The 1,478-nt window shown below is 65.4% G+C and carries 2 protein-coding genes; one reads left to right on the top strand and one right to left on the bottom strand.

The annotated features are described in order from the left end of the window. Positions 1-610 (top strand): RlmE family RNA methyltransferase (locus tag U1769_RS24935; protein ID WP_332720857.1); only part of this gene is annotated, 610 nt, incomplete at its 5' end. 352 nt (positions 611-962) lie between these two features. Here the strand turns inward: U1769_RS24935 and U1769_RS25670 are convergent. Further along, positions 963-1,478, bottom strand: a 516-nt coding sequence (locus tag U1769_RS25670) for a biotin/lipoyl-containing protein (RefSeq protein WP_443030456.1), incomplete at its 5' end; no start/stop codon positions are given.

Genomic DNA, 1,478 nt, shown 5'->3' with positions numbered 1-1,478 from the left:
GAACGACCCATATGTGAAAAAGGCGAAAGCGGAGGGGTATCGCAGCCGCGCCGCATACAAGCTGATCGAGCTGGACGAGAAGTTCGGGATGCTCAAGGGGTCGAAACGGGTCGTCGATCTGGGCCTCGCCCCCGGCGGCTGGAGCCAGGTGGTGCGGCGGCAAGTGCCAAAGGCAGCGATTGTCGGCATCGACCTGTTGCCGGTCGACCCGATCGAGGGCGTCACCATTTTCCAGATGGATTTCATGGACGATGCCGCGCCCGACCGGCTGGTCGAGGCACTGGGCGGCGCGCCCGATCTGGTCATGTCGGACATGGCGGCAAACACGGTGGGCCATCCGCAGACCGATGCGCTGCGCACGATGGGGCTGGTCGAGGCGGCGTTCCAGTTCGCGATTGAGAACCTTGCCCCCGGCGGGACGTTCGTCAGCAAAATCTTCGCGGGCGGCGGCGACAGCCAGTTCGTCGCCGAGATGAAGCGCAACTTCGCCACAGTGAAGCACGCCAAGCCGCCGTCGAGCCGCAAGGGATCGGTCGAATGGTTCGTGGTGGCGCAGGGGTTCAAGGGGCGCGCCGAGGATGCGGGTGAGGCTGAGGCTGAGGCCGACTGACGGGGTGGGTCGGTTGTCGCGCGGTTGACCAAGTTGACCGTTTTGCAGGGTTTGGGGGCGGACGCGGCGGTGAAGCGGCGGATGCGCGCCAGCCACGCGACAGGCATGCGGCGGTGACGCGGCGGCATGTGCTGTGCGGGGGATAGGGCGATGCGGTCGCGGTTCATCGATCAGGATAGATCAGATGAAATCCAACATTACCAGAGGTTTGACGGGGGGTAACCGCGCGAGAATTAACCGGACGTTCCCTATTGCGGGCGCATACCCGCCAGACCGTAAACCACCAGTTACAGACCTTTCTATATCCTCCCCGGTACGGGGAGGTGGCAGCGCGTAGCGCTGACGGAGGGGGCTATCCGCGCCGGACTCGCTTGCCGTGCTCCCCCTCCACCCCGCGCTTCGCGGCGGTCCCCCTCCCCGTGCCGGGGCGGATATTTGCTTCCTCAACCCCCGGATTCTCAGCCTCAATCTGCTCTTCGACCGCTTCAGATACCGGCGCAGTTTCGGTTTCCGCGACCGGCAAAGCCTCGGGCTCAACGACAGGCGCAGCCTCCGCCAGCGGCGCAACGTCAGCCTCAGCCTCCATTGCTGGAGCGGCCTCAGCAGCAACGTCAGCCTCAGTCTCAGCCCCGGTCTCAACCTCAGCCTGCGTTGCCGCCTCGACGTCAACCTCGACCACCATCAGCGCCGCCCCGATCGGCACCTGATCGCCAACTTCGCCCGCAAGCTCGACGACAACCCCCGACACCGGCGACTCCATCTCGACCGTCGCCTTGTCGGTCATCATGTCCGCAACCGCCATGTCCTCCTCGACGCGTTCGCCGACCTTGACGTGCCAGGCGACGATTTCGGCCTCGGCGATGCCTTC

The sequence above is a fragment of the Parasphingomonas zepuensis genome, assembly GCF_036663735.1.
GTDB lineage: Bacteria > Pseudomonadota > Alphaproteobacteria > Sphingomonadales > Sphingomonadaceae > Sphingomonas.
Note: the sequence above shows the minus strand (reverse complement) of the source record. Positions and strands in the feature narration are given on the sequence as shown.